The organism is Micromonospora sp. ATLC20, assembly GCF_057196585.1.
Map to the genome: position 1 here is coordinate 31,883 of NZ_JBXUOV010000043.1, position 7,452 is coordinate 39,334.

Genomic DNA, 7,452 nt, shown 5'->3' on the forward strand with positions numbered 1-7,452 from the left:
CCGTATGTCGGTGGTGCCCGGCGGCGGTGGGGCCGGGGACTGTTCGGTTGCAGTATGCCCCCGGTTCAGCGATCCACCCACGGCCCGGCGATCCCCGTGGATTCAGTCACCTTCGCTTGCGGCGCCGCCCGTGTCCGACGCACCCTCACCGGCCCGCCGCGCCGCCTCCGCGGCGTCCGTACCGGCGCGCTTGCGCAGCACCCAGCCCTCCACGTTGCGCTGCTGACCACGCGCCACCGCCATCGCACCCGGCGGCACGTCCCCGGTGATCACCGAACCCGCAGCCGTGTACGCGCCGTCGCCCACCCGCACCGGCGCCACGAACATGTTGTCCGCCCCGGTACGGGCGTGACTGCCGATGGTGGTGTGGTGCTTGCGTACCCCGTCGTAGTTGACGAAGACGGTGGCCGCGCCGATGTTGCTGTGGTCGCCGATCGTCGCGTCGCCCACGTACGACAGGTGCGGCACCTTCGAGCCGTCACCGATCGACGCCTTCTTGGTCTCCACGAAGGTGCCGACCTTCGCCTTGCGGCCCAGCCGAGACTCCGGCCGCAGGTACGCGTACGGGCCGACGCTCGCCTGCGGGCCCACCTCGGCGCCGAGCGCGTGGCTGCGCACGATGCTCGCGCCCGCCCCCACCACCGTGTCCACGAGCGTGGTGTCCGGGCCGACGAGCGCGCCCTCGCCGACCGTCGTGGCGCCCTGGAGCTGCGTGTTCTGGTCGATCACCGCGTCCCGCTCGACGGTCACCGTCACGTCGATCCAGGTGGTGTGCGGGTCGAGGATGCTGACGCCGGTACGCATCCAGCCCTCGTTGACCCGGTCGCGCAGCAGCCGGCGCAGCGCGGCCAGCTCGACCCGGTCGTTGCAGCCGAGCGTCTCCACGTGGTCGGCGGCGCAGTGCACAGCCACCGGCTCGCCGGCGTCGCGCAGCAGCGCGAAGACGTCGGTCAGGTACTCCTCGCCCTGGTCGTTGTCGGTGGAGAGCTTGCCCAGCGCCTCCCGCAGCCGGGCCGCGTCGAACGCGTAGATGCCCGCGTTGATCTCCCGCAGCGCGCGCTGCTGGGGGGTGGCGTCGCGCTCCTCGACGATCTGCTCCAGGTGCCCCTGCACGTCCCGCACGATCCGGCCCAGGCCGGTCGGGTCCGGCACCTCGGCGGCCAACACGGTCGCCGCGGCGGCGGCGTCCTCGTGCGCCTCGACGAGCGCCTGGACCGTCTCCGGCCGCAGCAGCGGCACGTCCCCGTTGATCACCACGACGGTGCCTGTCGCGTCCGGCACCGCGTCCAGCGCGATGCGGACCGCGTGCCCGGTGCCGAGCTGGCGCTCCTGGAGCACCGGCGTGGCACCCGGGGCGACCTCGGTCAGGTGCTCCCGGACCTGGTCGGCGCCGTGGCCGACCACGACCACGGTGCGGTCCGCGCCGAGCGGACCGGCCGCGGCGAGGACGTGACCGAGCAGGGTACGGCCGAGCAGCGGGTGCAGCACCTTGGGCAGGGACGACTTCATCCGCTTGCCCTCACCGGCGGCGAGCACGACAACGGTGCGGAGGTGGGGCTGGGACACGACGTGGCTCCCGTCGGGACGGCGACAGTCTCGCGGTCATGCTAACCACGCGACGGAGGGCAAACAGCAGAAGCTCCCGGGAGAGGATTCGAACCCCTATAATCAGGACCAAAACCTGACGTCCTGCCATTAGACGACCCGGGATGGTCGAAAACGGGCAAATAGTATTACGCCCGCCGGCTGCCTACACCTTACCGGTCACGACGTGGATCTTCATTGCTCATTCCTTTCATGATCCCTTCGATCCTCCAATAGAGACGGGTTCCACCCACGACGTGCACGGTCAGGCAGCCGTGGTAGTCGGCCCCGACGTTCTTGCGCCTGGTCAGCGGCCGGTGCCTCTTGATCGTGGTGGGCTGGAAGTCCTCCGCCGGCACGCCCACCCGAGCCGCCCACCACCGCACCGCAGCCGCGTCGTCCGCCGTCTCGTGGATGCTCACCCGAAACCTCCGGTCCTCGACCGGCACCTCGACGGCGTCCAGGAAGCGAAGGAAGAGCATCACCAGCAACGGATCACTGTTGACGAATTTGATCCGGCAGTCGTTCGGACGCCAGGGCTTCGCCTTGCCACCCTCACACCAGTAGATCGCCGCGCCGATCAGCAACAACTCGCGCCGGTCGAGGCACCGAACCCAGTCCGCCGACGCGGCCACCACCTCGGCCCGGGCCGCGTCCCGCGCCGCCCGGTGCGCGCTCCACTGCGCGTCAGCACGCGCCTGCTGGGCGACCCGCCGCCGCCGGCGCACCAGCGCCGGATCCAGCGGCAGATGCCGAGTCCACAGGTATGCCGTGGACTTCGAGACGTCGAGCACCCGCGCGATCTCCCCCACCGGTGAGCCGGCTCGCCGCAGAGCCAGCGCCCGCGCATGCAGCTCCGGCTTCCACCCTCGATAAGACGGCGGACGGGTACCAGACTCATCACCGACGGTCACCCGCGCAGATTAGGACGTACGTACGACAGTGGCCGGTCTGACCGTGAGCGTCGCGCCTGGCAGGATGGACGGGTGACCGACGTTTCCGGCAGCGACCGCGCCCGGCGGCGGCCCGTGCCGGCGGCGAAGCCCTCCCGGGTACGGATGTCCGCGACGCAGCGACGCGAGCAGTTGATCTCGATCGCCCGGCAGATCTTCGCCGAGAAGGGCTTCGACGCGACCTCGATCGAGGAGGTGGCGGCGCGCGCCAAGGTCTCCAAGCCGGTGGTCTACGAGCACTTCGGCGGCAAGGAGGGCCTCTACGCGGTGGTGGTGGACCGGGAGGTCCGCGCCCTGCTGGACCGGATCACCACCGCGCTGACCGCGGGCAACCCGCGGGAGCTGCTGGAGCAGGCCGCGCTGACGTTGCTGACCTACATCGAGGAGGAGACCAGCGGCTTCCGGGTGCTGGTCCGCGAATCACCGCTGATGTCCGCGACGGGCAACTTCAGCAGCGTGATGAACGACGTGGCGCACCAGGTGGAGCACATCCTGGCGGGCGAGTTCTCCATCCGGGGCTACGACCCCAAGCTGGCGGAGCTCTACTCGCAGGCGCTGGTGGGCATGGTGGCGCTGACCGGCCGCTGGTGGCTGGAGGTGCGCAAGCCGCGCAAGGAGACGGTGGCGGCGCACCTGGTGAACCTGGCCTGGAACGGGTTGTCGCACCTGGAGTCGAAACCGGGGCCGATTCCCCGGGGCTGACGCCGCGTCAGCGCAACAGCCGCGTCAGCGCAACAGCCGCGTCAGCGCTCGCCGATCGGGTGGTACCGGCGCTGCCGCTCCTCCTCGGCGTGCTCGGCGGTGCCGACCTTGTCGTACAGGCCGGTGGCGAGCAGGACCAGCCCGAACAGCAGCGACACGATGACCGTCGACATGGAGAAGTTCAGGAAGTTCGCCGAGGTCTGCAGCACCGACATCATCAGGATGCCGGTGACCAGGAAGACCACGCCGGCGGTGAGGTTCATGTAGTGGCCGAGGTTGTCGCGGCGGGACGCCCCGACCAGCAGGACCGCGCCGAAGACCACCGAGACCAGCGAGAAGGCCAGGTTGGTGCGCAGGCCGAGCGCCCAGTCGCTGTCCCGGCCGAACAGCCCTTCGCCCCAGGTCTGGAAGACGCCGAAGACGCCGAAGACCAGGATGTAGAGGCCGATGAGCCCGGACAGCACCCGGTAGAGCGGCCGTGCGGGGTGGTTCACCGGGAAGTGCGCCATGATGCCCTCCAGCCGTGTGACTGATTCGGGCCAATTGTCGCTTGGGATGTCCGTCGGCGTCCGGAAAACACCGAAGGCCCGGCGCAGCGCGCCGGGCCTTCGGGTACGAGACGGGATCAGAGCACCAGGCGGGCCTTCTGCCAGGCCTCGTGCTCGTCGTCGGAGCCGACCTTGCCGTACATGCCGACCATCAGGAGCACCAGCGACAGGGTCAGGACCACGACGTCGGTCATGATCGAGAAGTTGAAGATGTTGGCGTCGGTCTGCAGGAACGCCAGGGCGGCCAGGCCGATCACCATCAGCGTGTAGGCCAGCCACTGGTTGATCGCCACGTCGAGGTTGCGGCCGATCGCGGTGCCGACCAGGATCACGACGCCGACCAGCACCGACAGCAGCGAGAACGCCATGTTGGTGCCCTGGCCGAGGACCTTGGTGTCGTCCTGGGCGAGGAAGTCGTTGCCGGCGCTGGCGATGATGCCGAGGCCGCCGAAGACGACGAAGTACAGACCAACGAGCCCGCCGATCGCCCGGTAGATCGGCCGCGCGGGGTGGTTGACGGGGGTGTGGGCCATCTCTGCGTCTCCAAAGACCGTTCGGACGAGGGTTCCACCGGTGATTGTCCCGTACGCCGGTCAGTGACGCCGCACACCCCCCACCCCGGCGGCAGGTCAGCCGCCCGGGAGCTCCTCGGCGAGGGCCAGCCAGGTCTCCTCGGTGCGGTCCCGCTCGGCTCGTACCTCCTTGAGCTGGGCGTCCAGCTCGGCGACCCGGGCGTAGTCGGTGGCGTTCGCGGCGAGCTGCTCGTGCAGGCCCGCCTCCTTCTGTTCGAGCTTGGCGATCTGCCGTTCCAGCCGGTTCAGTTCCTTCTTCGCGACGCGTACCTCGGCCGCTGACATGCCCTCGCGCGCCGGCGCCGCCGTGGCCGGGGTGAGATCGGCGGGCGCCGGGCCGCCGGACGCGGCGGCGCGCGCCAGGTACTCGTCGACGCCGCCGGGCAGGTGCACCAGCCGGCCGTCACCGAACATGCCGTACGCGACGTCGGTGACCCGCTCGATCAGGTAGCGGTCGTGGCTGGCCACGACGATCGTGCCCGGCCACGAGTCGAGCAGGTCCTCCAGCGCGGCGAGCGTGTCGGTGTCCAGGTCGTTCGTGGGCTCGTCGAGCAGCAGCACGTTGGGTTCCCCGGCGAGCAGCCGCAGCATCTGCAGGCGGCGGCGCTCACCGCCGGACAGGTCGCTCACCGGGGTCCAGAGCCGCCTGTCGTCGAAGCCGAAGATCTCGGCGAGTTGGGCGGCGCTGATCTCCCGGTCGCCGAACTGCACGCGCCGGGCCACCTCCTCGACGGCTTCCAGCACGCGCAGGTGGCCGGGGAGTTCGGCGAGTTCCTGGGACAGGAACGCGGGCCGGACGGTCTGCCCGGCGGCGAAGCGCCCGCCGTCGGGGCCGGTCACCCCGGCGAGCATCCGCAGCAGCGTGGTCTTGCCGGCGCCGTTGCGGCCGAGGATCGCCACCCGGTCGCCGGGACCGATCTGCCAGGTCGTGTCGTGCAGGATCTCCTTCGGGCCGGCGTGCAGCCGGACGTGGTCGAGGTCGTACACCTGCTTGCCGAGCCGGGCGGTGGCGAGCCGTTGCAGCGACATGGTGTCGCGGGGTTCCGGCACGTCGGCGATGAGCGCGTTCGCGGCGTCGATGCGGAACTTGGGCTTGGAGGTGCGTGCCGGGGCGCCCCGGCGCAGCCAGGCGATCTCCTTGCGGAGCAGGTTCTGCCGGCGGGCCTCGGTGGCGGCGGCGACGCGTTGCCGTTCGACACGGGCGAGCGTCCACGCGGCGAAGCCGCCCTCGTACGCCCGGACGGTCTGGTCGGCGACCTCCCAGGTGGTGGTGCAGACGGCGTCGAGGAACCAGCGGTCGTGGGTGACCACGACGAGCGCGCCCTTGCGGGTGACGAGGTGCCGGGCCAGCCAGTCGACGCCGCCGACGTCGAGATGGTTGGTGGGCTCGTCGAGGACGAGCAGGTCGGCGTCGCGGACCAGCAGCGCGGCGAGCGCGACGCGGCGGCGTTCCCCGCCGGACATCGGGCCGACCGGCGTGTCCAGGCCGAGGTGGGGCATGCCGAGGCCGTCGAGGATGGCGCGCACACCCGCGTCGCCGGCCCACTCGTGCTCGGCGCCCATGCTCTCGCCGAGCCAGGCGGTGCCGAGCACGACGTCCCGCACGGTCAGCTCGGGGGCCAGGTCCAGGCGCTGCGGCAGCCAGGCCACCCGCAGGTCGCGGCGGTGCGTGACGCGGCCGTCGTCGGGTTCCTCGGTACGGGTCAGCAGCCGCAGCAGCGTCGACTTGCCGGCGCCGTTGAGACCGACCACACCGACCCGGTCGGCGTCGTCGAGGCCGAGCGAGACATCGGTGAGCAGCGGCCCTGCGGCGCCGTACCCCTTGGACACCCGGTCCAGGTTGACGATGTTGGCCACTGACCCACCCTTCATGACTCAGGCGTCCCGGGGGCCCGGGACGCCTGAGTCAAGGGTACGGGTCGTCAGACGACGCGGGCGCCGGCGACCGGACCGTGCGCGACGCGGGCCTCCCGGCACACCCCGGCGGCGGTGATCTCGGCGGCGATCCGGACCGCGTCGGCCTCACCGGTGGCGAGGAAGACGCAGGTGGGCCCGGAGCCGGAGACGATGCCGGCGAGCGCGCCGGCGGCCTCGCCTGCCTTGAGCGTCTCGGCAAGCGACGGGCGCATGGTCAGCGCGGCGTCCTGGAGGTCGTTGCCGAGCGTGGCGGCGAGCACCCGCGGGTCGCGCTGACGCAGCGCGGCGAGCAGCGCGTCGGTGCTGCCCAGCGGCGTGCCGGCGGCTCCGGCGTCGCGCAGCCGGTCCAGTTCCCGGTACGCGGCCGGGGTGGACAGGCCGCCGTCGGCGATCGCCACCACCCAGTGCCAGGAGGTGGGGCGGGCCAGCACCGGGCTGACCGCCTCGCCCCGGCCGGTGCCGAGCGCGGTGCCGCCGTGGATCAGGAACGGCACGTCGGAGCCGAGGTCGGCGGCGATGCCGGCGAGTTCGTCGCGGGACAGCCCGGTGCCCCAGAGCGTGTCGCAGGCGACCAGCGCGGCGGCGGCGTCGGCACTGCCACCGGCCAGCCCGCCGGCGAGCGGGATCTGCTTGCGCAGGTGCAGCCGGGCGTGCGGGGCGACGCCCGCGTAACCGGCGAGCGCGTGCGCGGCGCGCAGCGCCAGGTTCGTGTCGTCCAGCGCCAGCTCGCCGGCGCCCTCGCCCTCCATGGTGAGGGTGAGCGTGTCGCCGCGACGGGCGGTCAGCTCGTCGTAGATGGAGATCGCGTGGTAGACGGTGTTCAGCTCGTGGTAGCCGTCACGCCGCAGCGGTCCGACCCCGAGATGCAGGTTGACCTTGGCGGGCACCCGCACCTTGACCGGGCCGCCGGCCCCGCGCCGCTGCCCGTCCTCGTCCCCCGGTCGCCATGCCTCGGTCACCGGGTGGACTCCACCGGACGTGGGCGGATGTCGAGCGGCTTCGGCACGGTCAGCTCCTCGGCGAGGGGTCGGGCAACGGCGCCAGCCTACTGCTCGCCGCCGGGGGCGTCCGGGGCCGACGCGGCGATGGCGGCGAACTGCTCGACGGTGAGCGATTCGCCCCGCGCGGACGGGTCCACGCCGGCGGCGGTGAGCGCCGCGGCGGCCCGGTCCGCGC

Annotated in this window: 6 protein-coding genes, 1 tRNA gene and 2 pseudogenes; 1 reads left to right on the forward strand and 8 read right to left on the reverse strand. The window is 72.0% G+C overall.

The window, feature by feature from the left end:
* Nucleotides 1-42 precede the first annotated feature (42 nt).
* From glmU to AC2CHG_RS12380, 3 genes and pseudogenes are all read right to left on the reverse strand, one after another.
* A pseudogene (glmU, locus tag AC2CHG_RS12370) lies at nt 43-1,566 on the reverse strand (bifunctional UDP-N-acetylglucosamine diphosphorylase/glucosamine-1-phosphate N-acetyltransferase GlmU); the annotation flags it as partial.
* 73 nt (nt 1,567-1,639) lie between these two features.
* Nucleotides 1,640-1,710, reverse strand: a tRNA-Gln gene (locus AC2CHG_RS12375).
* Nucleotides 1,711-1,757: 47 nt separating this feature from the next.
* Nucleotides 1,758-2,498: a resolvase gene (locus AC2CHG_RS12380; protein WP_484524773.1), complete on the reverse strand. Its 741-nt coding sequence runs from the start codon at nt 2,496-2,498 to the stop codon at nt 1,758-1,760.
* A gap of 72 nt (nt 2,499-2,570) precedes the next feature.
* On the opposite strand from AC2CHG_RS12380, the gene AC2CHG_RS12385 reads away from it, so the two are divergent.
* Nucleotides 2,571-3,239, forward strand: coding sequence for a TetR/AcrR family transcriptional regulator (locus AC2CHG_RS12385; RefSeq protein WP_013473950.1), 669 nt, complete (start codon nt 2,571-2,573; stop codon nt 3,237-3,239).
* 41 nt (nt 3,240-3,280) lie between these two features.
* Here the strand turns inward: AC2CHG_RS12385 and AC2CHG_RS12390 are convergent, their stop codons facing one another.
* From AC2CHG_RS12390 to AC2CHG_RS12410, 5 genes and pseudogenes are all read right to left on the reverse strand, one after another.
* The gene (locus AC2CHG_RS12390) at nt 3,281-3,748 is read right to left on the reverse strand and encodes a DUF4383 domain-containing protein (RefSeq protein WP_262012617.1); all 468 of its coding nucleotides are present in this window, start codon (nt 3,746-3,748) and stop codon (nt 3,281-3,283) included.
* Nucleotides 3,749-3,864: 116 nt separating this feature from the next.
* Nucleotides 3,865-4,320: a DUF4383 domain-containing protein gene (locus AC2CHG_RS12395; RefSeq protein WP_194798671.1), complete on the reverse strand. Its 456-nt coding sequence runs from the start codon at nt 4,318-4,320 to the stop codon at nt 3,865-3,867.
* Between the two features lie 96 nt (nt 4,321-4,416).
* Complete coding sequence (locus tag AC2CHG_RS12400) at nt 4,417-6,216, reverse strand: ABC-F family ATP-binding cassette domain-containing protein (RefSeq protein ID WP_484524774.1); 1,800 nt, start codon at nt 6,214-6,216, stop codon at nt 4,417-4,419.
* Between the two features lie 65 nt (nt 6,217-6,281).
* Nucleotides 6,282-7,235: a 4-(cytidine 5'-diphospho)-2-C-methyl-D-erythritol kinase gene (locus AC2CHG_RS12405; protein WP_194798673.1), complete on the reverse strand. Its 954-nt coding sequence runs from the start codon at nt 7,233-7,235 to the stop codon at nt 6,282-6,284.
* Nucleotides 7,236-7,321: 86 nt separating this feature from the next.
* A pseudogene (locus tag AC2CHG_RS12410) lies at nt 7,322-7,452 on the reverse strand (16S rRNA (adenine(1518)-N(6)/adenine(1519)-N(6))-dimethyltransferase RsmA); the annotation flags it as partial.

Coding starts and splice junctions, on each gene's coding strand:
- AC2CHG_RS12390 (WP_262012617.1), bottom strand. CDS start 3,748: ATGGCGCACTTCCCGGTGAACCACCCCGCACGGCCGCTCTACCGGGTG.
- AC2CHG_RS12395 (WP_194798671.1), bottom strand. CDS start 4,320: ATGGCCCACACCCCCGTCAACCACCCCGCGCGGCCGATCTACCGGGCG.